The 25,827-nt window shown below is 60.4% G+C and carries 34 protein-coding genes; 21 read left to right on the top strand and 13 right to left on the bottom strand.

Annotated elements, in window-relative coordinates; genetic code table 11:
* Window position 1 precedes the first annotated feature (1 nt).
* The 9 genes from HDIA_RS03910 (at window position 2) to HDIA_RS03870 (ending at window position 6,076) form a co-directional block, all read left to right on the top strand.
* Window positions 2–1,147 (top strand): S49 family peptidase, encoded by a 1,146-nt coding sequence (locus HDIA_RS03910; RefSeq protein WP_245884148.1) that lies wholly within the window; start codon window positions 2–4, stop codon window positions 1,145–1,147.
* A 51-nt stretch (window positions 1,148–1,198) separates the two neighbouring features.
* On the top strand, window positions 1,199–1,639 hold the full coding sequence (locus tag HDIA_RS03905; protein ID WP_099554560.1) for a head decoration protein: 441 nt from the start codon (window positions 1,199–1,201) through the stop codon (window positions 1,637–1,639).
* 117 nt (window positions 1,640–1,756) lie between these two features.
* Window positions 1,757–2,794 (top strand): major capsid protein, encoded by a 1,038-nt coding sequence (locus HDIA_RS03900; protein WP_210202876.1) that lies wholly within the window; start codon window positions 1,757–1,759, stop codon window positions 2,792–2,794.
* 69 nt (window positions 2,795–2,863) lie between these two features.
* Window positions 2,864–3,292 (top strand): hypothetical protein, encoded by a 429-nt coding sequence (locus HDIA_RS03895; protein WP_099554553.1) that lies wholly within the window; start codon window positions 2,864–2,866, stop codon window positions 3,290–3,292.
* Window positions 3,293–3,346: 54 nt separating this feature from the next.
* Entirely contained in the window at window positions 3,347–3,667 is a 321-nt protein-coding gene (locus HDIA_RS03890) for a hypothetical protein (RefSeq protein ID WP_099554550.1), read from the top strand.
* A complete protein-coding gene (locus HDIA_RS03885) occupies window positions 3,668–4,252 on the top strand; it encodes a hypothetical protein (protein ID WP_099554547.1) in 585 nt (194 codons plus the stop codon). It abuts the gene before it with no gap.
* Window positions 4,249–4,770 (top strand): hypothetical protein, encoded by a 522-nt coding sequence (locus HDIA_RS03880; RefSeq protein ID WP_099554544.1) that lies wholly within the window; start codon window positions 4,249–4,251, stop codon window positions 4,768–4,770. Before HDIA_RS03885 ends, HDIA_RS03880 begins: the two co-directional genes overlap by 4 nt.
* Window positions 4,771–4,814: 44 nt before the next feature.
* On the top strand, window positions 4,815–5,612 hold the full coding sequence (locus HDIA_RS03875; RefSeq protein WP_099554541.1) for a phage tail tube protein: 798 nt from the start codon (window positions 4,815–4,817) through the stop codon (window positions 5,610–5,612).
* 29 nt (window positions 5,613–5,641) lie between these two features.
* The gene (locus tag HDIA_RS03870; RefSeq protein ID WP_099554538.1) at window positions 5,642–6,076 is read left to right on the top strand and encodes a phage pre-tape measure protein; all 435 of its coding nucleotides are present in this window, start codon (window positions 5,642–5,644) and stop codon (window positions 6,074–6,076) included.
* A gap of 237 nt (window positions 6,077–6,313) precedes the next feature.
* Here the strand turns inward: HDIA_RS03870 and HDIA_RS25130 are convergent, their stop codons facing one another.
* A complete protein-coding gene (locus HDIA_RS25130) occupies window positions 6,314–6,754 on the bottom strand; it encodes a hypothetical protein (RefSeq protein ID WP_157775264.1) in 441 nt (146 codons plus the stop codon).
* Between the two features lie 54 nt (window positions 6,755–6,808).
* Here HDIA_RS25130 and HDIA_RS03865 point away from each other — a divergent pair, with 54 nt between their 5' ends.
* The 11 genes from HDIA_RS03865 to HDIA_RS03815 all read left to right on the top strand — a co-directional run bounded on the left by HDIA_RS03865 (window position 6,809) and on the right by HDIA_RS03815 (window position 20,137).
* Window positions 6,809–11,455 carry a tape measure protein gene (locus HDIA_RS03865; RefSeq protein WP_157775261.1) on the top strand — a complete coding sequence of 1,549 codons (4,647 nt, stop codon included), beginning with the start codon at window positions 6,809–6,811 and terminating at the stop codon, window positions 11,453–11,455.
* Entirely contained in the window at window positions 11,455–12,660 is a 1,206-nt protein-coding gene (locus HDIA_RS03860) for a hypothetical protein (protein ID WP_099554533.1), read from the top strand. Before HDIA_RS03865 ends, HDIA_RS03860 begins: the two co-directional genes overlap by 1 nt.
* Window positions 12,660–13,475, top strand: coding sequence for a phage BR0599 family protein (locus tag HDIA_RS03855; protein WP_099554530.1), 816 nt, complete (start codon window positions 12,660–12,662; stop codon window positions 13,473–13,475). The genes HDIA_RS03860 and HDIA_RS03855 overlap by 1 nt, the downstream gene beginning before the upstream one ends.
* Before the next feature lie 12 nt (window positions 13,476–13,487).
* Window positions 13,488–13,727 carry a hypothetical protein gene (locus HDIA_RS03850; RefSeq protein ID WP_099554527.1) on the top strand — a complete coding sequence of 80 codons (240 nt, stop codon included), beginning with the start codon at window positions 13,488–13,490 and terminating at the stop codon, window positions 13,725–13,727.
* Window positions 13,724–13,930, top strand: a complete 207-nt coding sequence (locus tag HDIA_RS03845; RefSeq protein WP_099554525.1) for a hypothetical protein — start codon at window positions 13,724–13,726, stop codon at window positions 13,928–13,930. The genes HDIA_RS03850 and HDIA_RS03845 overlap by 4 nt, the downstream gene beginning before the upstream one ends.
* Window positions 13,923–16,154, top strand: coding sequence for a hypothetical protein (locus HDIA_RS03840; protein WP_099554522.1), 2,232 nt, complete (start codon window positions 13,923–13,925; stop codon window positions 16,152–16,154). The genes HDIA_RS03845 and HDIA_RS03840 overlap by 8 nt, the downstream gene beginning before the upstream one ends.
* A gap of 82 nt (window positions 16,155–16,236) precedes the next feature.
* Window positions 16,237–17,154, top strand: a complete 918-nt coding sequence (locus HDIA_RS03835; RefSeq protein ID WP_157775258.1) for a phage tail tube protein — start codon at window positions 16,237–16,239, stop codon at window positions 17,152–17,154.
* Window positions 17,155–17,164: 10 nt separating this feature from the next.
* On the top strand, window positions 17,165–19,039 hold the full coding sequence (locus HDIA_RS03830) for a hypothetical protein (RefSeq protein WP_099554518.1): 1,875 nt from the start codon (window positions 17,165–17,167) through the stop codon (window positions 19,037–19,039).
* A gap of 4 nt (window positions 19,040–19,043) precedes the next feature.
* A complete protein-coding gene (locus tag HDIA_RS03825) occupies window positions 19,044–19,388 on the top strand; it encodes a hypothetical protein (protein WP_099554515.1) in 345 nt (114 codons plus the stop codon).
* Between the two features lie 10 nt (window positions 19,389–19,398).
* Window positions 19,399–19,866, top strand: a complete 468-nt coding sequence (locus HDIA_RS03820) for a hypothetical protein (RefSeq protein ID WP_157775256.1) — start codon at window positions 19,399–19,401, stop codon at window positions 19,864–19,866.
* A complete protein-coding gene (locus HDIA_RS03815; protein WP_099554512.1) occupies window positions 19,841–20,137 on the top strand; it encodes a hypothetical protein in 297 nt (98 codons plus the stop codon). The genes HDIA_RS03820 and HDIA_RS03815 overlap by 26 nt, the downstream gene beginning before the upstream one ends.
* A 236-nt stretch (window positions 20,138–20,373) precedes the next feature.
* Here the strand turns inward: HDIA_RS03815 and HDIA_RS03810 are convergent, their stop codons facing one another.
* The 12 genes from HDIA_RS03810 to HDIA_RS03760 all read right to left on the bottom strand — a co-directional run bounded on the left by HDIA_RS03810 (window position 20,374) and on the right by HDIA_RS03760 (window position 25,526).
* The gene (locus HDIA_RS03810) at window positions 20,374–21,636 is read right to left on the bottom strand and encodes a DNA methyltransferase (RefSeq protein WP_099554510.1); all 1,263 of its coding nucleotides are present in this window, start codon (window positions 21,634–21,636) and stop codon (window positions 20,374–20,376) included.
* Entirely contained in the window at window positions 21,636–22,061 is a 426-nt protein-coding gene (locus HDIA_RS03805) for a hypothetical protein (protein ID WP_099554508.1), read from the bottom strand. Before HDIA_RS03805 ends, HDIA_RS03810 begins: the two co-directional genes overlap by 1 nt.
* Window positions 22,058–22,351, bottom strand: a complete 294-nt coding sequence (locus HDIA_RS03800) for a hypothetical protein (protein WP_099554507.1) — start codon at window positions 22,349–22,351, stop codon at window positions 22,058–22,060. The genes HDIA_RS03805 and HDIA_RS03800 overlap by 4 nt, the downstream gene beginning before the upstream one ends.
* A 9-nt stretch (window positions 22,352–22,360) precedes the next feature.
* The gene (locus HDIA_RS03795; RefSeq protein WP_099554505.1) at window positions 22,361–22,606 is read right to left on the bottom strand and encodes a hypothetical protein; all 246 of its coding nucleotides are present in this window, start codon (window positions 22,604–22,606) and stop codon (window positions 22,361–22,363) included.
* Entirely contained in the window at window positions 22,603–22,833 is a 231-nt protein-coding gene (locus HDIA_RS03790; RefSeq protein ID WP_099554503.1) for a hypothetical protein, read from the bottom strand. The genes HDIA_RS03795 and HDIA_RS03790 overlap by 4 nt, the downstream gene beginning before the upstream one ends.
* Entirely contained in the window at window positions 22,823–23,053 is a 231-nt protein-coding gene (locus HDIA_RS03785; protein WP_099554501.1) for a hypothetical protein, read from the bottom strand. The genes HDIA_RS03790 and HDIA_RS03785 overlap by 11 nt, the downstream gene beginning before the upstream one ends.
* Window positions 23,053–23,340: a DUF2312 domain-containing protein gene (locus HDIA_RS03780; RefSeq protein ID WP_099554499.1), complete on the bottom strand. Its 288-nt coding sequence runs from the start codon at window positions 23,338–23,340 to the stop codon at window positions 23,053–23,055. Before HDIA_RS03780 ends, HDIA_RS03785 begins: the two co-directional genes overlap by 1 nt.
* Before the next feature lie 29 nt (window positions 23,341–23,369).
* Complete coding sequence (locus HDIA_RS03775; RefSeq protein ID WP_099554497.1) at window positions 23,370–24,215, bottom strand: ParB/RepB/Spo0J family partition protein; 846 nt, start codon at window positions 24,213–24,215, stop codon at window positions 23,370–23,372.
* Between the two features lie 18 nt (window positions 24,216–24,233).
* A complete protein-coding gene (locus tag HDIA_RS03770; RefSeq protein WP_099554495.1) occupies window positions 24,234–24,488 on the bottom strand; it encodes a hypothetical protein in 255 nt (84 codons plus the stop codon).
* A complete protein-coding gene (locus HDIA_RS25945; protein ID WP_281259981.1) occupies window positions 24,485–24,610 on the bottom strand; it encodes a hypothetical protein in 126 nt (41 codons plus the stop codon). Before HDIA_RS25945 ends, HDIA_RS03770 begins: the two co-directional genes overlap by 4 nt.
* A gap of 85 nt (window positions 24,611–24,695) precedes the next feature.
* On the bottom strand, window positions 24,696–24,875 hold the full coding sequence (locus tag HDIA_RS03765) for a hypothetical protein (RefSeq protein ID WP_099554493.1): 180 nt from the start codon (window positions 24,873–24,875) through the stop codon (window positions 24,696–24,698).
* Window positions 24,876–24,914: 39 nt separating this feature from the next.
* The gene (locus tag HDIA_RS03760) at window positions 24,915–25,526 is read right to left on the bottom strand and encodes a hypothetical protein (protein ID WP_099554491.1); all 612 of its coding nucleotides are present in this window, start codon (window positions 25,524–25,526) and stop codon (window positions 24,915–24,917) included.
* 33 nt (window positions 25,527–25,559) lie between these two features.
* Here HDIA_RS03760 and HDIA_RS03755 point away from each other — a divergent pair, with 33 nt between their 5' ends.
* Window positions 25,560–25,817, top strand: a complete 258-nt coding sequence (locus tag HDIA_RS03755) for a hypothetical protein (protein ID WP_099554489.1) — start codon at window positions 25,560–25,562, stop codon at window positions 25,815–25,817.
* Window positions 25,818–25,827: the final 10 nt, after the last annotated feature.

The following is a 25,827-nucleotide window of genomic DNA, read 5'->3' as shown; positions in this document are numbered from 1 at the left end:
CATGGCGCTCATCGACGATTTCTGGCCGGAAGAAAATGACTGGCGAGCGGCCTATCGGCCCTACGTCGTGAAAGATGGTGTCCTGCAAATTCCGGTTCGCGGCGTGCTGCTGAACAACTTCCCTTGGCAGCTCTACGACTGGGCGACTGGCTACGACTACATCGCGCGTGCGTTTTCGCGGGGGCTCAACGATCCGAAAGTCAACGGGATCGCGTTCGTCATCGACTCGCCAGGTGGCGAGGTCGCCGGGAACTTCGATCTCGTCGACATGATCTACGCAGGGCGAGGCCAAAAACCGATGCGGGCGTTTGCTGCCGAAAGCGCTTATTCGGCAGCCTATTCGATCGCCTCGGCCGCCGACACGATCGTCGTGTCGAGAACAGGCGGCGTTGGCTCGATCGGCGTGGTGACCGCTCATATCGATGTGAGCAAGGCGCTCGATCGTGTCGGCATCGCGGTCACGTTCATCCACTTCGGCAAGCACAAGGTCGACGGCAACCCGTATGAACCGCTGCCAGATGATGTGAAGGCTCGCATCCAGGCTCGCATTGATGAGCTTGGCGCCATGTTCGTGTCGATCGTGGCACGGAATCGAGGCATGGAGGAACAGGTCATCCGGGATACGGAGGCGCTGACCTACACAGCCTCGCAAGCAACGTCCATCGGGCTCGCCGACGAGATCGGCCCGCTCGAAGACGGCCTCGCCGCGTTTGCGGCAGAACTGTCCACCAATCGAAAGGGAAATGCGATGGGACAGAACACCAGTGAGCAGACGGCCGTCGATCAGGCGTCCATCGACAAGGCTCGTGAAGAGGGCAAGACCGAAGGTCTCAAGGCCGGTGCGACGGCCGAGCGCTCGCGCATCGCTGCGATCGTCAATTCCGACAACGGCAAGAGCCGTCCCAAGATGGCTCTGAAGATGGCGCTCGGCGACAAGTTCGCGACTCTCGATTCCGATACTGTCGTCGAAATGCTCGGCGACATGCCGGAGGAGAAGGCCGAAAGCGCCGAGAACACGACCGGCAAGACCTTCCGTGATGCGATGGACTCGGGCAAGAACCCGGACATCGGCGCGCCGAGCGACGACGAGGAGTCGCGCGTGGATGCAACCCTCACCCGGATCAAGGGGCCGCGCAAGGCCGCCTGACGGCCAACTTGCGCCCTTCTGTTCAACCAATTAGTGAATAGGTGAACAACGATGGTTACAATCACCCCGCCTTATGCGGCATCCGATGCCGGCGTTCCGTCCCAGTGGGCGGATACGATCGAACCCGTTGCCGAAGGCCTCATCGTCGGCGATACGCCGCCCGTCGTGACCGACGACATGGTCATCGCCGCCAGTCAGACGTTCGCCACTGCGTTCGTTCCGGTCGGCTTCGACGGGTCCGGGAATCTCATCCCCGCTGTCTCCGGCACGACGCAGGCGATCGGCGTCCTTCTTCGGCCCGTCACGACGCCGGCCTCCCCGCTGCAGGGTCAGCCCGTGCTGCGTCAGGGCTGCCTGAACATGGACATGATTGCCTGGCCTGCCTCCTACGACACCGAGGAGAAGAAGCTGGAAGCGTTCCGCGGAGCGCCGACGCCGACTGCGATCGTGGTCAAGAAGGTTCGTGCCGGGGCCACCGTCGCCGCTCCCTGATCCGGGGCATTCCGCACTCTTCGCTCGGTCTACGAGCCAAATCTTTGAAGGGTTATACCGATGGCAATTGAACTCTGGACCGACGAAGAACTTTTCATGCTTCGTTCGGATCCCCGCATGGACCCGCTGCCTTCGTGGGTTCTCGACACCTTCTTCACCGGCCGATACTATTCGGAAGACTTCGAGATCAAGTTCGGCGATCTTCCCGAAGCCGATCGCTTCCTGGCGCCGTTCGTGCTGCCCTACGAGCAGGGCAAGCCGATCGCCTATGCCAAGGGCGAAGACATCTCGGCCTTCACCCCGCCTTACATCAAGCTCAAGGATCGTGTCCGGGCGGTTGATGCGAAGAACCTGAAGCCGAGCGAGATTTTCCGCAATCGCGGGGCGAAGCCGTCGCTCGAAGAGCGCTTCAATCAGCGCGTCGTCGAGGTTTCCGGCATCCATCTTCGTGCGATCGATGTCCGGAGAATCTGGATGGCCTGCCGCGCGTTTTTCGACGGCAAGGTGCTGATCCAGTACGAGCGCGACCAGGGGGCCGCCAATCCGGATGTGCTTCTCGACTTCGGCCGTGCCGCGGGCCATACGGTCGTCAAGAGCGCAGACTACTGGAACGATCCGTCGACCGACATCATGGGCGATGTCGAAACGTGGTCCAACACCATGTATCTTGCCCGTGGCGGTGGTGCTCCCACCATGATGATCGTCGGCGCGCAGGTTGCGCCGCTCTTCCGGAAGAACACGGGCGTCAAGGCCGCGCTCGACACCAACTATCGCGGCAACAACTCGGTCCAGATGGACCTCGGTATCATGAATATCGAGCGCCCGTTGCAGTATGTCGGCCGTCTGTCGACCACGCTCGAAGTGTGGACCTACAAGGATACGATCGACATTCCGGACGGGTCTGGTGGCAAGACCAAGATCGATCTTTTCAACGAGAAGGACATCTGCCTGGTCGCCCCCGGCGCCACGGGCGTTCTCGCCCATGGTGCCATCTACGACGCGGACGCCATGATGGAAGGCATGGTCTCGACCGATGTCTACGCCAAGATGTGGATGACGAAGGACCCCGGCGACGTGATGCTGATGCATCAGTCCTCGCCGCTGCCCATCCCGCTCTATCCGAACCGCACGTTCAAGGCGCGCGTGCTCGCCTGACCTCTCACTGCAGGCGGCACCGTGCCGCCTGCTCTTTCAACCAAATAGTGAACACCCTGGAGATCTGACATGGCAGCAGCATTGATCACGGCCTTCGCGATTTGCACGATCCATCGCAAGGAGAAAGGCGCACCGGAGGTCGTCCCGGCCTCGACCAAGAAGGACATCAGCCTGTTCATGTGTCCCGAAGACGAGTTCGCGCGACTCGAGGGCCTGCAGGCGGCGCGCAAGGCGACCGACGATGAGATCGCGATCTTCGAGCGCCGCAACGGCAAGATGGCCGCTCCGGCAAAGGTCGTCGAAAGTGCTCCGGCGCAGACCGTGAATCCACCCTCGTCCGGGGCTGCGGGGGATCCGAATGCGGTGAAGGGGCGTGGCGGTCGGAAGCCGAAGGCGGAGAAGGTCGCGAAGACCGAGAACGCCGGTACCGAGACGACCGAGACGACCGACAACGACGGCGCCGGCAACACCGGTTCCGACAACGACGACGAGATGTAATTGGCGTCGTTTCGCGACATAAAGAGCAGGGCTCGCGCGGACATTCATGAACACTTGAAGGTCCGCGCGCTCTATATCGCGCTGCCCGGTTCCGATCCGGTTGACTGCTATGTGCGCGTTCATTCGAAATTCAACGCTATCGGCGGGCTGATCGCCTCAAGCGATTTCGCCGAGCGCGAGGAAGTCGAGCCGAAGATCCTCTTCATGCGCTCCGAGATTCCCGTACCTGCCCGCAACGCCGTCATTTCCATCAGCACGGATGAAGCTTACCGACTTGCCGTGGTGAGCGAGCCGGACGGTTTGACGATCACGGCCACGGCAACGCGCCTCCTTGGCAGCGAACTTGCCGGGCTGCCGGTTCCGGAGGGTGCCTGAATGCCTGCCGACTACTTTGCCGTGGCGATCGAGGGGCTGACAGGTCTTTCGGATATCAGTCAGCTCGACGACAAGGTCTTGAAGACCGCCAAGCTTGCGGTCAATGCGGCAACCCGGCGCGCGCAGTCACTTGCGGCGCGGTCGATGGAACAGCAGATCAGGTTTCCCCGCGGGTATCTGACCGGTAACAATGGCCGTCTCTCGATCACGAAGTTTGCCGACAGCACCGATTTGACGGCAAAGATCACCGGGCGCGACCGCCCTACATCACTGGCGCGTTTTGTCGTCGGCGGCGCGAAGCCCGGAACACGCGGCGGTGTCACGGTAGAGGTCGATCCGGGAATTGCCAAGCGGATGCCCGGCGCTTTCGCGATCAGGCTGAAGAATGGCAACATCGGTCTGGCTCTCCGGACGAAGAGCGGTCGTCGTCCGTCGTTGGGCGCCAAGCAAATTGCCGAAAATCTCTACCTTTTGTACGGCCCGGACGTGGCCGAGGTTTTCAACCAAACGCGCGAAATGATCCGTGATGACGTGGAAGCGTTCATGACGAACGAGTTCACGCGGCTGCTGGAGTTGGACCTGTGACCGACCCGTTTCGCCTGCGCGCCGCCAAGGCGCTCACTGCTGTCCTCCAGGAGATTACTCCAGACAACGGGTATGTGAACGATCTGTCGGCGTCCGTCTTTCGGGGCCGCTCCATATTCGGCTCAACTGACCCAGTGACGATGGTCAGCATTCTCGAACCGCACACCGAGCATCGGGACTTGCCAACCCCTGTTGCAGCCAGTGCGATGGCGCGCGAATGGGAGATGTTAATCCAAGGGTTCGTGAAGGACGACCCGAACAATCCCACGGATCCAGCACATACCCTTGCGGCCGAAGTGTGCCGCCGCCTCGCGATCGAGGCCGGCCGCAAGGCGCAGGCCCCGGAACGGGGCTTTGATCCGCTCGGTATGAACAAGCGGGATATGAAGAACCGTGTGGAGGGCATCCTCATCGGGAGTCCGATCGTGCGTCCTGCCGATGAGATATCCAACAAGGCGTATTTCTGGACGCGCCTGACGCTGAAGATCGTGGAAGACATCAGCGATCCGTTCGGGTAAAAGTGTTCAACTAAATCGTGACTATTCAAGCAGGAGTGGATGACATGGGTTCGGAAAACTATGTCCTTGGCCGTGGCGAAGTGCTCTTCGGGCGTTTCAAGGACGGCACGCAGACGCCGGAAGGGTATCGCTACCTCGGCAACACGCCCGAGTTCGGCCTCACCATCGAGTCGCAGGCGCAGGACCACTACAACTCGGACCGCGGCATTCGTGAGAAGGATCTGTCGATCACGCTCGAAGTCAACCGCACCGGTCAGATGGTCGCGGACGAGATCGATCTCGACAACCTCAGCTATTTCTTCTTCTCGGCTGCCGGCAAGGAGACCGTTGCGCAGGCGGGCGGCGCCGTCACCGGCTTCTCGATCCCGGATGCCATTCCCGGCCGCACCTATCAGCTCGGCGAAAGTGCCAGCAATCCGATCGGTGACCTGAATATCGCGGCCAGTGGATTTGTCGTGAATGACGACACCACGCCGACCCCGGTCACCTTCACGGCAGGCGATGACTACGTGCTCGACGGTGAACGCGGCCATCTGACGATCGTCGAAGGCGGCGCCATCACCGAAGGGACCAACCTTGAGGTCGACTACACCGTCACGGCCTCGTCCTACGACCGGGTGCTGTCGGGCTCGGAGAAGGTCGAGGGCGCGCTGAAGTTCATCACCAGGAACGCCACCGGTCCTGACCGCGTGTTCACGATGCCTCACGTCACGCTGGCGCCGAATGGTGACTACAACCTCAAGGGCGACGACTGGCAGCAGATTCCATTCACACTGGACATCCTGCGCAAGGGCAATCTCGAAGCCATCTACCTCAACGGTCTGCCCTACGTGCCGGCCTGACGGTCGTCAGCCACTGAAGGAGTTTGAGCGTGGCTATCAATCACACCCTGAAAATCGAAACCATCTCATTCGACGGCGGGTCCGTCGAGGTTCATGGTCTTACGACGCCCCACATCATGGCGTTCGTTTCGGCCTACACCAACGAAGCCCGTGCGATCTACGACAAGTTCACCGGCCGAGACGCCAAGCTTCTGACCGATGCGACGGTCGAGGGCATGGCCTTGGAATTCATCAGCAAGTTTCCGGCCGCCATGGCGATGATCATCGCCATGGCGGCCGATGAACCGGAGAACGTCGAGGGAGCGCAGAACCTGCCGATCGATGTGCAGGTGGCAGCCCTTGAGGCGATCGGCCGCCTGTCCTTCGCGATGAGCGGTGGTTTCGAAAATTTCATGCGGACCGTCACGCGCCTGGCGCAAAACGCGGACGGTCTGGCAAAGGCAACCAAGAAGCGCCAGACCTGATCGAGTTCGTCCGGGGTCTGCGCGCGCAGGTCAGCCATCTGCTGGCACACGGACACCAGGACGCCAAGTCCTACACCGTCGCCGAGGTTTGGGAGGAATATCAACTAATTGTTGAACGAGCCAACCGACAGCTGGCTAGCGAGGCGACGCTGACCCATGCGGTGATTTCGTCGATCGCCGCAGCGATTTGGGCAAAAGACAAGGGCCGTTCGGCCAACGAGAAACTGACCAGACTGCTCAAGGAACTCGGTGGTGGCTAAACGGCAGAACGAAGTCGAACTCATCGTCAAAGCGAGAGACGCAGCCTCGAAGGCGCTGGATACGATCACCAGTGCCTTCGAGGATTTCGTTTCTGCGACCAAGGAGACGGGCGGAGAGGCCAAGAAGACAAACTCGGTCATTGGCGAACTCGGCACGGCGCTCGGCTCGCTCGCCCGCCAGAGCAAGGCTCTCAACGCTTTCAAGCAGATTGGCGATGAACTCGGTGCCGCCACGGCGGCAGTCAAGTCCCTCAAAGGCTCTGTCGAGCAGTCGGCGGGCGAACTTGCCCGTCTCGCCCGTGAATCGCAGTCGGCCCAACAGAAACTCGTCAGGCTGCGCGCGCAGATCGCTGCGGAAGAGGCTGCGAACAAGGACGCCACGAAAGCCCGCGCCGAGGCCAACCGAGAACTGCGGCAAGCCGACAGTGCCCTGACCAAGGCCCAACGAGCGCAGGAGGCCTACAACAACGCGGTGATCAAGGGTCAACGCGCGACGAAGGGCGTAGGCCTCGATTCCGGTGCGCCACAGTCGTCGGCTCGGGCGTCGGCCGGTGTGTTCATTAATACGGAGCTGGAGCAGGCGCAGCGGCGCCAGGAGAAGGCCGCTGCGGCGGTTCGCGAATATACCGCCGAAATTGACCGGTCCTCGACCGCTCTCGCCGAACTGAAACCGCGCCTGACTGTGGCCGCCCGCGTCGAGCGGGAATTCGGTGACGCGACGCAGAAACAGAATACCCAACTCAAGGTCAGCCGGGACGCCCTCACGAAGGCGAGGGACGAATATTCGCAGCTTGCCGCGGTTGCCGAGAGGGCGTCCACGGCAGTGGCCGGTTTTGCCGCCAGCCAGGGCGATGTCGGGAAGGCGCTCGCGCGAACGGCTGCCGAGACGGCGCGCGTCAAGGCGCAGCTTGAAACACTGAACAGTTCGACGGTGGCGCCCGTCGCGACTGACCGGCGCGGGCTTCTGGAATCGCGGCGCACCTATGTCGAGGCGCAGGCCGAGGTTCGCCGCCTTGCCGCCGAAATGAAGGCCGCCGAGGTTCCGACCGAAGCGCTCGGCGACGCCCTCGGCAAGGCGCAGGCAAAAGCACAGCTTGCCGCAAAGGCCTACGAACAGAACTCGATCGCTCTGCGCAAGACCTCGGCGACGCAATCGAGCATCACGAAATTCCTGGCCGCCACGGCAACGGAACAGCAGAAGTCGGCCAACGCCCAGGTCCGCGCACTGGCTGCTCAAACCCGCGCCGCTAATCAGGGGGCTGAAGCGCAGCAGCGGCTTCGCGGCGCTACACTGGCTGCGCTCCCCCCGATCAAGGCCATGGCGCCTGCCGTCAAGTCCGCGGCCGGAGCTTCCGATCAGGCGACGCAAAGTGCAAACCGCCTCCGCTCGGCGTTCAATGGCTTCTACTCTGACTCGAGGCAGTCACTTTCCCTGTTCCAGCGCCTGCGTGGTCAGGTGCTGTCGATTGCCGCCGCCTATATCGGACTGCAGAGCGCGCTGCAGAATGTCGGTGGTGTGGTCAACGCCTTTCAGGAGATTGAAGGCGCTCAAAGCCGCCTGGGCGTGGTGTTCGAGCGCGATACGGCCCGCATCTCTCAGGAACTGGACTTCCTGCAACAGAACGCCGACCGGCTCGGCATTTCCTTCGGCATTCTCAGCGACCAGTACACCAAATTCGCCGTCGCAGCGAAGACCGCGAATTTTACATCCGATGCGACGCGCAAGATCTTCCTGAGCGTGGCCGAAGCCGGCCGCGTCAACAAGCTTTCGATCGATCAGCTTGAGGGCACGTTCCTTGCCCTTGAACAGATGATCTCGAAGGGCAAGGTCAGTTCCGAAGAACTGCGCCGCCAGATGGGCGACCGCCTGCCCGGTGCCTTCAGCCTGTTCGCCAAGGCGATCGGCGTCTCGACCGCGCAACTCGACGACATGCTGCGCAAGGGTGAGGTTTTTGCCAACCAGAGCACACTGCTCAAGTTTGCCGACCAGCTGAACAAGGAATTCGGACCGCAGCTCGCCGCCTCGATCGAGCAGACGACCGCCGAAATCGGACGCTTCGATAACAATGTCTTCGAGGCGCAGAAGCGCGTGGCCGATGGTGGCTTTCTTGAGTCATTCACCAATGGCCTGCGCAAACTCAATGAGCAATTCCGCAGCCGTGAAGGTCGGGATTTCTTCCTCGGTCTGGGCGCCGTTCTCGGTCATCTGACGGATGGGATTGTCACCCTTCTCCCCTATGCGGACGACCTCGCCAAAGTCCTCGCCGTCATTGCAACGATCAAGGCCGCGCAAGGGCTCTCGAACCTCGTCACAGCGCTGCGGGCGACAGCGGCGCAGACGGTGGCGACGAACCGTAGCCTGTTCACGTGGGCATCGACCGTCGAAGCGGCTCGCGTCAGATGGAATACCCTTGTCGGCACGCTGCGGTCCGGCACGGGAGCACTGGCCGCCATCAATGCTCAGTTGCGCGTGGCGACGGTCGTTGCGGGCACGGCTGGTGGGCGTTTCCTCGCGCTTCGGATTGCCATCGCAAGCCTCCAGTCTGTCGCGGCACTGGCTGCCGGCACATTCCGCATTCTCTGGACCGCTATCGGCGGGCTGCCCGGTCTCATTCTGACCGGCGTGACGTTGGCGATCGGCTCTTGGCTCACGAAGATCGATGACACGACATCGGCGATCGACGAGCATAAGCGGATCATGGATGAGGTCGTGAAGGCCTACGACAAGGTTCGCGGAAAGACCGAGGAGTGGGCCAAGGCGATCGAGAACGTCACGCTTGACCAGGCTGTGGCGAACCTGCGCCAGATGGAGAAGCGGTTCGAGGACATCAAAAAGACGGTGTCCGGCATTTCGGGAGGCGATTTTTTCTCCTTCAATTCGATCCGCCGCGGCAGCTCCGAGCAGCGCCAGCTTGTCACCCAGTTGCGGGACATCCGGACAGCGTTCATCAACGGCAAGCTCACGGCCAGGGATTACGTTGCGCAGATCGAATCCCTCTACGACGCCATCGATAGCGACGGCGTGCGCCAATGGGCCGAGCAGCTACTTGAGTCCGGCCGCAATGCGAAAGAGGCCGAGCAACAGCTTGGCGCGGCAGCGCTCACGGCGAAGGAGCTTGGTGACACAAGCGACCGTGTGACAGAGATCCTGCAGCGTACCGGAACGACGATCCAGACGCTGACGACCGCAACGGATGATGCCTCGACGGCTTTCCGCAAGATGGCTGCCGAGGACGCCCGGCGCCTCGTGGAAGCCTTGCACGAGATGGACAAACTCGTGCCGAGCATCGCCGACGAGTTGAAGCGTATCGAAGAGCTGGATGGCCTCAACAAGCAGTATCAGGATGCGGTCAAACTCGCTCGTTCGCTCGACCAGGTGCGCATCATCACCGAGCGCTACAATCGCGCTTCTGCGGCCATCCTGGAAAACTCCATCGACAGTTCGAGCGGCATCGTCGACGCGATTATCGGCGCGGAAAGCGGTGGCAACCCCTACGCCAAGAACAAGAACTCGACCGCAACGGGGGTAGGTCAGTTCATCGAAGAGACATGGCTGAAGCTGTTCAAGGAGAACTTCCCTGACCGCGCTCAGTCGATGACGGATGCGGCAATCCTGGAACTGCGCAAGAGCGAGAAAATCTCTCGTGAGATGATCGCGCTCTATGTTCAGGAGAACGCCAAGATCCTCAAGGACGCTGGCGCAGCGGTCACCGACGCCAATCTCTATCTCGCGCATTTTCTCGGCCCGAACGGCGCCGTCAAGGTGCTGTCGGCCAATCGCGGAACGCAGGCCTCCGATGTCCTGAGCGCTGATGCCGTCGCTGCGAACTCCTCCGTCCTGTCCGGCAAGACGGTCGAGGAAGTCATCGCCTGGGCGCAGCAGAAGGTTGGCCTGTCGCGGGAAGAGGCGGCCATCAACAAAGAGATCGCCGATATCGACGCCAAGCGCGCCGAGAAGGCGAAGGATTACAACAAGGAACTCGAAAACCGCCTCCAGCTTCAGGAGGACGAGAACGCCAACGCCGGCAACCTCTCCAAGGAAGGTTTCATCCAGAAGCGCCTGTCGCAGGAACAGCGCCGGGCGAAGGAAGCCGAATACGAGCTGACCGCCGAGCAGGTCGCGCAGATCAAGGCTGCTGCGGCTGCCGAGTACGAACTCGTCAAGGCGAAGCGTGATGGTCGTGATGCCACGAAGGAGGCCAATGCCGCACTGGCTCAGGCGCAGGCGCTCGAAACGAAGCGCAACGCGCTCATCGCTCAGTTTAAGCAGGCCTATGACACCGGGAATACCGACAACACCGAACAGCTCAAGAACCAGATTCTCGAAATCAACAGCCAGTTGCTGGCGGCGATCGAGAATGCGCGGGCCATGTGGGAAGAGATCGGCGGTTCTGGCGCAGCAGCAAAACTGATGACGCTCGATGCGCTGGCCGAGAAAGCCAAGACAGCCGGCCAGCGCATCGAGGTTATCGAGCAGAAGACGAATGCTCTCGGGCTGACCGCGACGCAGAGCGAGCGACTGGTTGGCTCATTCGCTGACGGACTTGTCGGAGCATTCGAGAATTTCGCTCAGGCGGTCGCCAATGGTGCGAACGCCTTTCAGGCTCTCGGTTCCGCATTCCTTCAGTTCGCCGCCGACTTCCTGCGTGAAATCGCTGTGATGATCCTCAAGCAGGCGATCCTGAATGCTTTGGCGGGGTTCGGCGGTCCCATTGGCACAGCGGCCAAGGCTCTGGGCGGCACCGTTCCAACAGGTCACACAGGAGGCAAGGTTGGAACGAATACGATCGGTATCGGCAATTCGTCACGGGTGCTGCCGATCAGCATGTTCAGGGATGCGGTCCGGTATCACACGGGTGGCAAGGTCGGGCTCGGCCCCGGCGAAGTGCCGGCCGTGCTTCAGACGGGCGAGGAAGTGCTGACCAAGAACGACCCACGCCATTCCGATAACATTGGCCCGTCACAAGCCCAAGGCGGTGGCGGCATCCAGGCCATCCGCAACATCGTCACGCTCGATCCCGAGTTTGCGAAATCCATGGTCGAAAGTGCGCAAGGTGAGAAGGCTGTGATGTCGGTCCTCACCAAGAACAAAGCGCTGCTCAAGCGCCTGGTGTCGTAATGATTGACGACCTTCCAATCTTCGTGTTCGAGGCGGACTGGGGTAACCCGGTCAAGGAGGCGTTCGAGTGGATGACAGGCGTTCTGGCCTCAACCAAAGGGGCCGAGCAGCGATATGCCGTCAGACGCTACCCGCGCCGCCAAGTCGAGTTCGATATCGTCGTGTCCGGAGTCGAGCGTCAGCGCTTTGCCAACTTCCTCCTGAGCCATGGAAGCGCTGCCTTCTACCTGCCGATCTGGCATGAAGCCTATGCCGTCAGCGGTAACACGGCGGCCGGCATGAGCATCCTGCAGAGCAATGACTTGGCTGCGAATAGGCTGTCCATCGGTGAAGTCGTGTTCGTGCTCGGCGATGACGGCACACAGTTTCTCGCGGAAATCGCGGCACTCGGTGCATCTACGATCACATTGGCTGCGCCGGCCCCTGTCACGGTCATTGACGGCTCTCTCGTATTTCCGGTCCGCAAGGCCCGCCTGCTTCAGCAACCCGATGTCGAGCGCCTTACGGACGCCGCATCCGCGGCGACCATTTCGACTGAGATGATGGAGCCTACCCCCCTGGTCCCCGCAATCGCTCTGTCGCCGATCTGGAACGACACCCTCGTTCTGCTCGATGAGCCAGACGAGGGTGAAAAGAGCAGCACGGCATACGCCAGGCTTGTCGACGAACTCAACAATGCGGTTTCCCTGCCCGCGCTCAACGACACGGCCGGCATCGCATTCCCATCGAGCAAGCGCCGTTGGGTGCTGAACGGTCGCGCCGAATACGCGGCCTTCCTGGGCCTCATCTACCATCTACAAGGCCGCCTGACACCGATCTGGATGCCGAGCTTCTACAATGACATCACGTTGGCTGCTCCCGTCAGCGCCTCGACGACAGTGCTCTACATCCGTGAGATCGGCTTGGCGAATGCCGATGACTCCAACCGCTCGGCGCTCTGCTTCTTCATGGTTGATGGGTCGACCATGTTCCGCGAAATCGCCGCCACGTCGATCTATGACGAAGGCGTTGAAGCTGTCGGGTTGACCGAAGCCATCGGGCCGTTCGCTTCGGATGACATTCTTCGCATCAGCTTCATGAGCCTTTGTCGGCTCGACCAGGACCGGATCGAGATCCTGCACGAGACGGACACGGCCGGCATTTCGATCAGTTCAACCACATTCAGGGCGGCTCCGGACCTGCGGGTTGGCGAGGAGGGTTTCTGATGACATTCGAGGTTATCGAAAATTCCAACTATGGCGGCCGGCCAGTCATCCTCTACGAGTTCATCCACGGGACCGCGCACTGGTATTACGCGAGAGCTGAAGAAGATGTGTCCGTTGGCGGCAACACCTATGTCGCGGAAGCGATTTCCGACGACGGCTTCGCCCAATCCGAGGATGCGTCGACTGACACCATCACGATCAGGGTTCCGAAGACCAATGTGATTGCGGCCATGATGAACGGCGCGCCTCCGAGCGAGGACATTTGGGTGCAGGTCCGCAAGCACCACTACGGCGACACGGATGCGCCGATCGAGGGTATCTATCGCATCGTCTCGCGCAAGGCGGTTGACAGCATCACTGTCGAGTTGTCGGGGCTGCCGCTGACAGCCGGCTACAAGACGCCTGGGCTACGCCTCACCTGGGGACGCCAGTGCCCGCATTCGCTCTATGATCGAAACTGCACGGTCTCCAAGAGCGCGTTTGGCGTTTCCCTGGAGGTCGACGCCATTGCCGGAGCAACCGTCATCAGCGACGTGCTCGCGACCTACCCGGACGGGTGGTTCGCGGGCGGGTTCTTCGAGTGGGCACGGTTTGACGGCGCCCTCGATCGCCGGGGTATTGACGGCCACATTGGGCCAACGTTCGCCATCCTCGGAACGGCGACCGGCCTGAGCGTGGGGGACTGGATCACCGTCTATCCCGGCTGCGCCAGAACCAGAGACCACTGCAGGAACAAGTTCGCAAACTTGCCGAATTATGGCGGCTTTCCCCATCTTCCGGGCAAGTCTCCGTTTTCCGGCGATCCCGTGTTTTGAAGGAGCGCTGACATGGAACAGTTCATCTGGGGAATTGTCCTGTTGCTCACGTCCGCGGTGCTCCAGGTCCTCACCACGCCGAAGCAACAGTCACAACCGCCCGCGACATTGGCCGACTTTGATTTCCCGCAGTTCGACGAGGGCACCCCGCAGACCGTCTACTTCGGCGAAGAGTGGGCCGACGACTTCTTCGTCCTCTGGTATGGAAACTTGCGTAACTCGCCGATCAAGAGCAGTGGGGGCAAGAAATGACGAACGTGGTGACGGTCCGCATGTCCCATATCCGTCAGGCCACCCTGTGTTCGAGGGGGGCTCGCGCATGGTTTGCAGCCAATGGGCTCGACTGGTCCAAATTCCTGTCCGAGGGGATCGCGGCCGAGACACTGGAAGCGACAGGCGATCCGCTCGCACTGAAGGTTTGCGGCATCGCGAGAGAGGAACATCTCAATGGGTAAGGGCGCGGGCTCCGTTACAGTCGGCTATCGCTACTACATGACGATGCAAATGGGCCTCGGGCGCGGTCCGGTGGACGAGATTCTTGAAATCAAGGTGGGTGACAAGACGGCGTGGCCTGTTCGTGAAGGCGAGACGGCGTTCTACGATACCACGGCGACCGAGGATCGGTTGACATCGATCGATGCACCAAACCTTTTCGGCGGCGACCGGTCCGAAGGCGGTATCCAGGGCTCGCTGACAATCGCCATGGGACTCCCCATCCAGATCTACCCGACATGGTTCAAGAACCTGCTCGGCGGCGACGTGCCGGACTTCCGCGGCGTCGTGACGATGATCTTCGACGGGTTGGTCTGCAGTCTCAACCCATATCCCAAGAAGTGGACCTTCCGGCTGCGCAGGCTGACCAAGGGATGGGACGGCCCTGTCTGGCACCCGGAGCTGGTCGCCATTCCGCTCGTCAGCTCGACCGGCACGATGATCAAGGGAATGAACCCCGCCCACATCCTCTACGAATGCACGACCAATCGCGACTGGGGCCGCGGCTACGACCGGAATCGGATCAATGACGCCGACTGGCTGGCGGTGGCTCAGACCCTCTACAATGAGGGCTTCGGTCTCTGCATGAAGTGGAACCGGAAGAGCGGGGAACTGCAGGACTTCGTCGGCGACGTGTTGCGCCATATCGGCGGCACCATCTACACCGACCGTCAGACGGGCCTGCTCGAACTCAAGTTGCTGCGCAACGACTATGTTGTGTCAGAACTCCCGCTGTTCACGAAGAACAGCGGCCTGCTGAGTGTCGAAGCGCCCGAGTACGGGTCCATGGCGAAGGCCGTTGGCGAGGTCATCGTCAAATACAGAGAGGTTATCGTCAATGAGGACCGGGAAGTCAGGGCGCAGAACCTCGGCGTCATCCAGTCGTCGCAAGGCGTGAACTCCAGTCCTGTCACCTATTCCGGCATCCCTGTTTTCGGGCTCGCGGCTGCCGTGGCGCAGCGCGACCTGAAGGCGGCGTCAACCCAAAATGCGAAGTTCACAGTGCGTCTGGATCGCCGGGCATCCCGCATATACCCCTATGCCGCATTCCGGATTTCCGATCCTGATTCAGGGATCGAGCACGCCATTCTCCGGGCTGGCAAGATCGACTACGGCAAGCTTGAGGATGGGGTGATCACGGTGGAAGCGGTGCTCGACGTGTTCGGACTGCCAAGCACGTCGTTCATTGAGCAGGAACCGTCCGCCTGGCAGAAGCCCGACGCTGCCCCCGCGCCAGCGTCACGCGTCTATGTGCGGGAGGGGACCTACCAGGAACTCGTTCAATCCATGTCGCGGGCCGAACTCGACTATGTTGAGCCGGACGATGGGGCGATCGCCATATTTGCAGGCAGGCCGACACCCATGTGTCTTGGCTATGACATTCTCAGTAAGGCCGGAACCGAAGCCTATGTCCAGAGTGGCGGTGGCACGTTCGCCCCGACTTGCCGGCTGGCCGGAGCTATCGGACACTACGACACCGACGTTGCCTTCGACGGGCTGCTCGACGGTGGCCTCATCGAAATCGGGACGCTGGTCCAGATCGACGACGAGTTGGCGCGCGTCGATGATATCGAGGTCAATGCGGATGGCGCATCCGGCTCGATGACGATCAGTCGCGGCTGCATCGATACCGTGCCGTCCTCGCATGCGGACAACACGTCATGTTTCTTCACCTACAACTCGCTTGGCAATGACAGGCGGGAGTATGTGACCGGTGAAACGGTCACGACCAAAATCCTTCCATTGACATCCGCCGCCGTGCTCGATGCCTCATTGGCGAGCGAGCAGGCCGTGACCATGGCACAGCGGCAATTCCGCCCTTATCCGCCTGGGCGTGTGCGTGTTCTGCATGGCAGCAGTCTCAATACACCAGCTTATGACGGCGCCAGTGTGGTCGGAAACTTCGAGATTTCATGGACGCACCGGAACCGGATTGTTCAAGACGACCAGATCATTTCTCATGAAGACGGTGATGTAACGCCTGAAGATGGTGTCACCTATACCCTCCAGTTCTTTGACTCTGATGACAACCTCATCGTTCAATATACAGGCATCACGGGAAACAGCCGCGTCTTTACTGGGGTCTATTCCTCACTCGTCGGCGACATGACCGTGAGACTCTTTGCCTATCGCAACACGGTTTCGGCGCTCTTCAAGCACGAGTTCCCGCTGACACGGTCCTTTTGACCTTCATTAATCAACAAAATATGGTATACACCAACCGATAGTAGGTCTAATATCAACCAAATGTTGATTGAAAGGTGTTTTCGTGACCGAGAACAGCGCATTGGTCGTTGGTCGAGGGGAGGTCTATTTCGACCGGTTCCGACCCGGCACGCGCATTGGCGAGGGCGAGCGCTACCTCGGCAACACTCCCGGTTTCGCCATTTCACGATCCGTCGATGCCGTTTCGAGAAAGCGCTCCTTTCGCGGTCAAATCGTCCAGAGGGACAGCCTGGCACAGACTGAGATCGCATCGGCCACGGTCGCGATCGACAACATCGTCACCCCAAATATCGCCATGTGGCTTGCCAGTGCGGACGGCGTTGGCGGTCAAAGTGGGCAAGGTACGGTCACCGAGACGTTCATGGTTCGACCGGGGCGGTTCTATCAGCTCGGCTCGTCGGTCTTTCCGCAGGGTGTGCGTCACGTCAACGGGCCGAACCTGACGTTGTTGCTGAACGGGTCGGCGTTCGACCTCGAAACGAACTTATCAGTGGACCTCACGGACGGAAGGCTCTTTGTGCTCGAAGCCGCGGCGGACATCGTCGACGGGGATGAGATCAGCGCGACATTCGAATGGCGTGACTCTCCGGCCGAAAAAGCTATTGCCAGCGTTACCGAGGTTGTCGGCGCCATGCGCTTCATCTCGAAGAACGCCTACGGCCACGACTACCAGTATTACTTCCCATATGTCGCGGTCACGCCGTCTGGCCAATATGACCTGAAGTCCGATCAGTGGCAACAGATCAATCTCAACGTAGATATCAGGCGCAAATCTCCGTCCGTCGACTCGATCATCTATACAAAGATCGCGGAGTCCGGCCTGACCCTCGATGAAAACTACATCATCGAGCTTGGCGGCGTCGATCTCGACGAGTTCCAGATCGCGGAAGATCTTCTCGACACCATCATCAACACATATATGCCGGGCGCCGACTATGGCGCTCCGCTAACCTACCCGTGACGGAGATTCCATGAGCGCACTTCCACTCGATCAAGGAATCACGCGGTTCAAGGCCAACGAGGACCGCTTCGACGTGTTCGCGAACGGTGACGATACGGCGACCTTCGAGGCTAGTGACGCGTCGTTGGTTCCGTCGATCCGGAAGTTTCTCAAGGACAAAGACGACGAGATCAATACTGCGACTGGCGGCATCCTGGAACAGACGGTCGCAGCGAAGGAAGAAGCTCTCGCCGCGGCGGCCTATGTCAATCTAAATCGTCAGATCATCACGCTTGAAGGATTGGTTGAGAAGAGCGACCCGGCCACGATCACAGCGGATGACTTCATTGCGGCATTGGCAGCAAACCCGGACATCCGGGAAATCAGAACCCGTGGAGGCGAATACACCTTTGACAAGGAGATCAGCTGGTCTGACCGAAGCCTGCTGATCAATGGGGGCAGTGCAGGCGCGACGCGGATCAACTGGACAGGGGTGACGAGCGGTTTTAAGCCGACCTACACCAATGTCAACGTCGACCGTTTTCACCACACAGCCATCGGCGACATCAACCATCATTCCAAAGTGGCGGGTGCGATCGGGAACCTTCTGACATCAAACCTCCTCCCCTATTCGCTGCACAAGTTCTACGATTTCTACAACATGATCTTCACGGTGGAGAATTCGGCCAGCTCCTTCGCGCTGCCGATCAAGATCCACCACGGCCAGGGCGGCCTTGTGTCCAATATCCGGGTCAGCAACCATCGCAGCGGCCGGACGGGCGTTGCGCTCGAATACTCCGGCTTCTGCCTCGACAATCGCCTGGACGGGCTCAACGCCGACTATTGCGATAAAGCCTCTCGGATTGCGCCCTACGAGGTGCAGCTTGTTTCGGTCACAGGTCTGACGGGTGCGATCAATGCCGGTGAGCCGGTGGTCTTTAACAGTGGTGGCAGCCCCGTCGCGACCGGTATCGTCGTGGGTAACGTCTCGTCATCCATCTTTGCCGTGGAAATCTGGACGGGCACAATCGGCGTTGGCAATGCCTGTGTCGGCCCGCTCGGCTCCGGCACCGTCGATGACGTTGATCTGCGCGAATGGGGAGCGGAAGGCTTCAACTATCGCGACATTACCGTAGTCGGGTGTAACTGGGCCATCCGCGCCGAGAACACGCCGCTCGTCGCCAAGCTGATCCTGTCGCTGCGCATTCACGATCTGCACGCGAATGTAATCGAGGGGCCACTCTACCTCGCCTATGTGAAGGGGCTTGTCGGTGACGCACTGGACCTCAACTGTCGCAGCGCCAACAAGGTGCTCATCGACCTAGTATCCTGCCAGCGTGTCAAGCTCGACGGCAGAGGCGGGATGACTGGGGTTGCGGATGGCACTGGCACCGTGCTGCGGGCGTACAACGGACCAAACCCCTATGGGTATGGCGTCGTGCCGAGCGGCCCGATTGATGTTAACATGGAGGTCAACCCGCCCAACGTCGGAACGCTCAAGAACGTATCCACTGACATCGGCACTGTCCGGGACATCAGATTTGGGCCGATAACGCCTCCCGATACCTACACGCCCGGCGTTTCAGCAACGGTCGGCGCTCTCGGCAGCTACACGATCAATACCGCACAGTATCGTGTGCGCGGCAAGCAGGTCTGGCTGAATGTCGACATCACGATCACCGACGCGGGTACTGCGAGCAATCTCCTCGTCATCACCCTGCCGTCGGGTGTCACGCTGAAGACCTATACCCAGATTTTCGGCCGTCTCGTCACGGGGTCCGGCAAGTCGATCTCCGCTTTCAATGCGGCGACGGCGATAACTCTCGCTATCAACGACAATGACGCTGCCGGCGTCATTGCGACCGGCAACCGATTGTCTGTTGCCGGCTGGTTCGAACAGGTGTGATTCGATGCCTATCAAGCATATCCGCACATCGCCACAGCGCGACGAACGGCCGCCCGAGTATCGTGGCTATGGCAAGAGCAGACGGCGTGCCGACACGCCGGCAGTCATCGAGACGGTGACGAGCGAGGCGGAAAAGGGGCTCGTCATGAGCTTCGACCGCGCCGAGGTCGAAATCATGTCGCCGACCTTCGACCGCAACAGCGGCGACAACGTGGCGAACTGGCGCCAGTGGGCCGACGATTACTGGCGCGTTCACGGCGAGCGGATCGGCCTCACCGTGGAAACACAGTCCGTAACGATTGGCGAGACAACGGTCATAAGCCACGCCAAGTTGGCCGACACACCATAAGGTTGATGTCTTGAGACTTGTGATTACCCATTTTCATCGCAACTTTCCGATCGTCTTCCTGTCGCGGATGATCGAATGGGAGCACTCCGTCTCGCTGTTTCTGTTCGGCCTCATGATCTATATCCGGCCAGAGATCATTTCCGAGAGCGAAACGTGCCCAAACTTCATGCGCATCTGGGGCAACCCCATCGGATGGGCAGTTCTCTGCATGAGTGTTGGTGGCCTGCGGTTCATGGTGCTGATCGTCAATGGGCTCTTCAGGCGCTCGCCGCACTTGCGCGCGGTGTGCTCCCTGGTCAGCGGGTTTGTGCTGCTGCAAATCATTCTCGGATTTGTAAGCTCTGGTTATATTTCAACGGCTTTTGCAATCTACCCGACACACTTCTTCTTCGAATGCGTTATATTCGTGATGACCATTCGCTACGCAAAAATCGTTGATCTACAGGCCCGGAATGTTCGACAAGCAACTCAGTCCTGAAGACATCGCCAATATCCTCTTCGCCCTGGTCGCCGTTCTGAGTGGCATCGGCGTCTATGTGCGCACGAAGGGCAGGACAGTTCCAGTCGATGCGGTGGTCGGACCTGCCTTCAATGAGCACGAGTTGGTCCAGCAGCTGCGCCGAATCGCCGATGCCGTGGAGGGGGTTCGCGACGTGCTGGAAGACGCCAATGACGCGGACCGCCAGGAGATGCAGAAGAACGTCGCGCGGCTGGTCAGGCACATGGAGAGCGAGCGAGAAGATCACTGAGGAACAGTTCAAGCGGGCACGGCGGTACGATCGGCTGCTCGCATTCCCTCAGTCTGTCGGTTCTCGCGTAATAGACGACCCCTCTTGCATCCTCGCCGACGATGTGATCGGCATTCGGATGGCGCCGGATCCTGATTTTCACAGGGTTCCTGAACCACGGGTCAAGCAAGATAGCTGTGAGCCCTACAGGCCAGTTCTCCGATGCCGTGGTCTCAACGCTAGCCGTCGACATGGCATCACCCGAGCACATCGGCGTAGCGCGAAGCCGGGCCGAGCACGTCGCTGTAGTCACGTCTTCTCGACGCCAAGCCGAAGCGCCGACGGATGAAGGCGCTGTAGCCGGGGTCCATTTCGATCAGCACGGCGCGTACCCCTTCCTCGATCGCGGCCTGGCCTGTCGTGCCGCTGCCGGCAAACATGTCGAGCACCGTCCCGCCTGGCGGCGTGATGTGGCGGATCAGATAGCGCAGCAGCTTGATCGGCTTGACGGTCGGATGGTCCGTTCCGGCCCGATCCTTCTTGCCGGCCTTCGGGTTGCAGATAAGCGGGTCCGTATCGAGCGGGAAATGATGGAAGAAGCGCGCGGCCGAGCCGCTGTCATTGAAGAAGGTGCCCGGAACGCGCCCATTGAATTTTCCATAAATGTCTTTGGTCACCGATGACGGCTCAGTTCCCTTAACCGGTGCCGAGGCCCCCGCTTCGCGCGGGAACATAGCAACGACTTCAGGCGACCCATCGAGAAGAAGGTTTGACGGGTAGCGTCCACCGGGCACACGACACCCGTCGATGTTTACAGCGCCCACGCCGTGCCTGAGGAGGTTGGCTGCCCCGTTCTTGGTATCGAATGGCTTCTGGCCGAGGAAGATGGGTTCAAGGGCAGGCTTCTGGGCCTGTGTCCCGTAGGCATAGCCCGACCACTCGACCGCCTCGTCCGTCGCGGGCTCGTAAATGCCCGGCTGGTAGGTCCGCCCGTTGTTCTTCTCCCATGACCCGGTAGCGACCTGGTCGGCGCCAGGGATCATCCGCTTGACCGGGTTGCCGCTCGGAACGACGGACCCTTTCTTGCCGAGATGCTTGTCGATCGCCTTGTCGGCCGCGTGCGCCTTCGGGAACCCTTGGAAATAGACCCACGCGTGCATCGGATGCATGATAAATCCGGCCATCTCCATGGCGCAGGCCTGCCAGTGGCCGGTGCGGGCGCCCGAGAAGGCGAAGACATAGCCGCCCGGCAACAGAACCTCAAAGACGAGGCGCCAGAACTCGGGGTCGCGTTCGATTCCAGTGCCGTCCCACTTCATTCCGAGGAAGCCTTTCGATATACGGCCGAAACTGCCGTCGTTCTTCTCGCTGCGGGCCGGCGCGGCGCCGTCCTTCCCGAAACGCTTCTCGATGCTGGTCAGACCATAAGGTGGGTCGCAGACGACCGAATGAACGCGCTCGCCGCGGTCGATCATCTGGCAAAGGATTTTACGGCTGTCGCCTTCATGGAGCGTGATCATCAGATAGTGTCTTCGAACCTCGATTTGCGGGCGGCGGGGGCTGACTTGGGGTGTGGCGCGACGACTTCGTTCCGGATGAACTCGTGCCGAAATGTCTCACGCAGGAAGGCATAGAGCTGCAGAGATGGGGGATCATTGGGGTGTAATCTCTGGCTGCAGTTGAAGGCGTTCGACGTACCTTCCCGCCGCAGCGAAATCGTCGCCTTGCCGCTTTTCCAACGCCAAAAGGTGAGCCCATCAAAACGGCCTGACTGCAACATGGCATTGAGTAGAGTTGAGACAGCGCGGTCGGCGTCGCCACGGCATGCGAGTTCGAAGAAGTCTGCCGGCGTGACTTCTTCGACAAGCCCGTCTGTTGGCGGGTCTTCGCCGTCGCGCAGGGCGAACAGACAGTCGCTTTCCGGGTGAGCGAAGAACCGGGTCATTCGGATGGGCCAAACAGCAGGAGTGTCTTGTTTTCATCCGGCAATGACAGGCTGTCCTTGACCACGCGCGGGTCGACAAGTTTACCGAACTTGTTCCGCGCTAACGGCCCTTCCCACGGTAGATTGTCCAAGCGATAGTTCGGGTCACTGGTCGACCCGTCCGCATAGAGCCTGATGAAACATCCCCCTTCCTTGGCGAAGATATAGCCATCGCGCGTATAGACGGGCACCTGCTTATAGCGCCCCTTGCGAACGATGGTGGCACACTCACCCTCAACTTGCTGAAACATTCCCATGGCTCACCCCAACACATCTGAATAGCGGCCACGTGCCGCCTTTTTGGGTTTCGGTTGTGACAACTTCCGGCCATCCCGAAGGGCCTTCGTGATGGCGTCGCAGATATCGGGAGCGCGACCGATGGCGTAAACGGGATCGTCCGTTCCGCGGTAAACGGCCTCGAACTGGCCTCCCCTGAACGCGATGCTCAGGTGACTGATGTTGCCGGCACGCGCCTCGCGGCGCAGGAGGGTTTCGAGTTCGTTCATCCGAGCACGTCCGAGTGATCCTTTTTCAGGGCGTTCGTGATCGCCTGCGTCGGCGTCCTGCCCTGCCCGCGCAGAACATAACCGGTCTGCCCGCCTGCTCTCCTGAGCACCCAGTCACCTCCCCGCTTGCGGAGCGTGCAGCGCCAGTGGTTGTCATCGCCGAAGACCAGGTAGTGGACGAGCAAGCCCCTGCTCTCGACATCGGCAAGGGCCTGCTCAAAGGTCACAGCGCGCGGCCCGCCACGCCATGGCGTGGCCCCTACCGATGGGCGTGATCACCAAGAGGCCGGTCCGGTTGCCGCTGTATTTCTGCTGCCAGATGGCGTGCCCGCTTTCCACCAGGGCGCAGGCGGAGCCGTCCGACGTGGACTTGATCACGCCCTTGTCACCGTTCCGGTTCAACTCTCCGAGCAGCGCGGTCTGCGGCTTTGTCATTCGGATGGTCATCAGATATCGTCCTCTTCCTGGGGGAGCATGCCGAGCGCCTGCAGATAGAGTTGGAGGATAGTCTCCTCTTCCTCCCGTTCGGCCGGGTCCTTCTTTCTGAGAGCGACCGCCTTCTTGAGGATCTTGGTGTCGAAGCCGTTGCCCTTAGCTTCGGCGTAGACCTCCTTAATATCGTCGGCGATCACCTTCTTTTCCTCTTCCAGGCGCTCGATGCGTTCCACGAACGCCTTGAGTTGCCCGGCAGCGACGCCACCGGCCTGGCTGTTATGACCAACTTTCGGTGCCATAGTTCACCTTTTTGTTGAATTTGAACCCGTTACATCTCGTCGCCGTCCGAGGGCAGACGCTCATCGATATCGAGCATGGCGCAGAACTCGCGATACCGAGCGATGTCCATGCGCAGATAGACGGCGCTCTCGTCGTCACCGGTATCGACCGACGAGTTGGCGAGCAGGAACGTGGCTACCTTGCCCGGCCCCTTCGGCTTGCGGTCAGTCGTCTCGACGTGCTTGGCCGTGGCTCGGGCCTTGCCGGCAGCCTTAGCCGTCTCGACCGCCTTGTTCAGCGTCTCGGCCGTGGCGGTCATGTCGCCCTTGTTGGCCTTCATCACGGAAACGGCCAGTGTCGCGGCAACCTCGCCCTTGTCGACGAGGTCGGTCACCTGGGACGGCGCGGCCTGAAGCTGGAGCAACGAGACGACATATTGGCGGTTGAGCCCCGCCTTGCTGGCAATCTCGCTCTCGGTCCAGCCAAAGTCGATCAGACGCTTGAAGACGCGAGCCATCTCGATCGGCAGAAGCGGCTCGCCGCTGTTGCGCACCACCATCGAGAAAACGCGGTCGGCTTCTGACGAGAAACGTCCTTCGGTCTGCACCGGGATGGAGCGGATTTCGGCGCCCCGCTCCATCGCAAGCCGAGTCGCCAACAACCGGCGATGACCGTCCGTGACGAACGCCTTGCCGTCCTCCCAACAGACGGTCAGCGCCTGCTTGACGCCGACCTCGGCAATCGAGAGTGCAAGGGAGTCGAGCGACGCCCTGGCCTCCACTGTGTCAAGGTTACGGCAGTTCCAGCCGTCCTTGATATGAAGATCTGCCGGGTCCATCTGATAGAAATCAGACCGTCCGACCGCGACATCCTTGATGCCGCCCTGCTTCGCCATCGGGCTTCTCCTGTGAATTCAAGATTTGGTTGAATAACGGAAGGCGCGCAAGCGCGGTTGCCAGTCACTCCCGATCTCGCCGCGCCACGATCGATAATAAGCAGGGGCGGACTGCTGAATTCGCGCCTTGGCATCCCTTGCGAGATCAACGCCGAGGAATGCCCCGGCTCCGAAAAAGATGCCGATCAGGAAAGACCAGACGACGACAGAAACAGTGATGGCCAAACCACTTTTCGGCTCGCCGATCTGCAGTCCCTGAATGCGAACGGTCATCCGAACACCATACAGCCAGACACGATCCAGAAGACCGCGCAGCCGGCAATCACCGCAAGGCGGATACCCCAGACGACGACACTACCGAGCGTGTCGCTATGCGCTTTAATGCCGCTGGACATGACCGCGTCCCTCCAAATCAGTTAGTCAACATTTAGTTGATTATCTGAACGTGGTCAACAAAAAAGGGATTAAGGCAATCTTGATTTAGCAGTCGCGGCCGGTAGCCCGCATGATGCGGCAATGCTCGGCGAGGACTGCGGCGTCATTTGCGACTCTGGCAATCGCGCGATCGTCCGAGTGGACGCGCCACGCGAAGGCGCCGACGCCGACAACGATGACGGCCAGAAGGCCGACAACGGCAAAGCGAAACTGCTGCTCGGTCATGATGCGTCCTCGAATGCAAGGCCGCATCATAGCCGGTCATCACGGATTGTCGAGTTGGGAGGCTCCGCGTTCCCGCAACTCGACAGCGTGGATCGCGCGCCGAACAACAGCAATGCTGTCCATTACCTCGGCGATTTCGGATTCCGCGATGCGTCTTCGATGCCGCAGAATCTGAAGCTCACCGCGCAGTGTGTGCAGGCGACGCTCCAGCTGCTTTTTCTCAACACTGTTCATCAGAAGCACGTCCGACTCCCGGTAGAAGCGGAAGGCCGCTTCCGACTTGCCAGTTCTGAAAGGCCGGCTCCATGCGGCTCCCATCTTACGGGAGAGAACATCCCAATAGCGCTGGTATTCCCGGAGTAATGTCATGTAGCTGGTCTGATAGGGTTTCGGGGTCCAAGGCGGGATGCTGTTATCGATACGATATGGTGGGTGCTCCTGCTCGAAGTAGCAGTGCACCGGCTCGACCCGGTGAATGTCCTCCAGCATCAGTGCCATCTCTCCGCGCGGCATTTTAACTGCAGGCAATGCGATCTGCGTCATTTTCGTCAGGCCTCGGCTGAATGAAGATCGGGTCAGCGTAGTCAATAAAAAGTTGACTATCAACTGTTTATTCAGCTTTTGCTTGATTTTCTCGACACCAGAGTTCATCAATCAACAAATCATTGTTATCCGGTGAGCGCGATGGCTGTTGAGACGGACTATATCGAACTGCCTGCAGGCGAGTACACGCACATCAGTGATGGACCGAGCGTCTATATCGAGCTGGCGCAGCAGGGCAGCGTCAGGCTTGCGATTGCCGCATCACAGCCAGCCGCCGACACCGACAAGTACATCACCATGAGCACCCTGAAACCGGCTGCCGAGTTCACCGATCTCGACAACAAGGTCTATCTCATGCCGGTCGGAAACCAGGCCAGCGCCGTTCGGGCGATCCGCTAACCGCATATCC

The organism is Hartmannibacter diazotrophicus (genome assembly GCF_900231165.1).
GTDB lineage: Bacteria > Pseudomonadota > Alphaproteobacteria > Rhizobiales > Pleomorphomonadaceae > Hartmannibacter > Hartmannibacter diazotrophicus.
This window is presented reverse-complemented; position numbering and strand designations above follow the sequence as displayed.